Annotated in this window: 2 protein-coding genes and 1 pseudogene; all 3 read right to left on the reverse strand. The window is 38.9% G+C overall.

The features are described 5' to 3' along the window. Positions 1-217 (reverse strand): annotated as a pseudogene (locus V7659_RS30850) (toxic anion resistance protein); the annotation flags it as partial. A gap of 21 nt (positions 218-238) precedes the next feature. Continuing rightward, entirely contained in the window at positions 239-853 is a 615-nt protein-coding gene (locus V7659_RS30855) for a 5-bromo-4-chloroindolyl phosphate hydrolysis family protein (RefSeq protein WP_116307716.1), read from the reverse strand. A gap of 128 nt (positions 854-981) precedes the next feature. Continuing rightward, positions 982-1,124 (reverse strand): sigma factor G inhibitor Gin (locus V7659_RS30860; protein ID WP_335543811.1); only part of this gene is annotated, 143 nt, incomplete at its 5' end.

Consider the following 1,124-nt stretch of genomic DNA (forward strand, 5'->3'; position numbering starts at 1 on the left):
CTTTTTTCTCCACATATTGCATCATTTGTTTTGATTGTTCTAACAATCGTTCCTGCACACGTGTGCCATAGAAAAGCAGTTTTTGTGGATGGTCAGGGATCTTCTCAGCTCGCTGTAGCGCCTCCTGCTTTTCCTCATCAGATAAGGTATCAAACACCCGAAACGGAAGATCTGTAGTAGATGGGGCTGGTGGTATGACTTGATCTTCTGGTTTCATCGAGTTTGACTCCTTTCATGTCTATTTTTTAATCATTTTATCGGCCACTTCAAGTTCAATATGAAGTGCTTCTATATCTCTTCCTAAAACTTGCTGTAAATCAATCGTTAATTGCTTTTGCAGTTCAGTCAGCGTGACTCGAGTTTGGCTTAATGTCATTTCAAGCTCATGGCTACGATTGGGCTGATTATACAGCAGTGCATATTTCTCAGTTAATTCAACAACAGAATCCAAACTCTCAAAATAAAACCGCTGTGCATCATAAAACCGGTTCGGTTCCTTTTTTGTTATCGTATAGATGCGTCGTGCAAGCCGAAGAATTTCATAATTATGCTTGATCGTCTGTACGTTCTTCACAGCAAATAAAGCTTTCTTCAAACGAACCAGCTTTTGCCCAGCTTCTTTTAAGTGCTGTTTAATATATACATAATCACTGCGAGACAGTCCGTGTTTCTTCAAAAACAACTGGAAGGCAGCCCATCGGCTTCCTGCAAACATCACACCCCACCCAATCATCGCATACAGTATCGACAATCCAACATGATGATGAAAAACACCAATACTGACAGTTATAATCACCAGCGAAAAAAGAGTAGAGAGAACGGCCCATACAAATGTGTAAAAAATTGATTTCATGTTCATCGACTCCTATGAATAATCAGGCTCTCTGTTTATCTTATTATTTATTACGGTTGATGTCCAAACTAAGTTCCAAAAAACAGGCCCAATCCCCGATTGCCCATAAAAAAAGACCATCTAATGGTCTATGAATACAAAGGCGGCGTATGAAGATTTTTAAGCTTTCTTACATAATCAGCATAACTAGGATCCGAGGTTGATGTAGAAATTAACTTCCGTTCACAATCTCGGCATAAAAACTGATGATATAAATAAATTCCCTTTGTTT

Source organism: Neobacillus drentensis, assembly GCF_036966985.1.
GTDB classification, from domain to species: Bacteria; Bacillota; Bacilli; order Bacillales; family Cytobacillaceae; genus Neobacillus; species Neobacillus drentensis_E.

What these genes read in the sequence shown, in the direction of transcription:
- V7659_RS30855 (WP_116307716.1), bottom strand. Translation starts at nt 853, where the DNA reads ATGAAATCAATTTTTTACACATTTGTATGGGCCGTTCTCTCTACTCTT.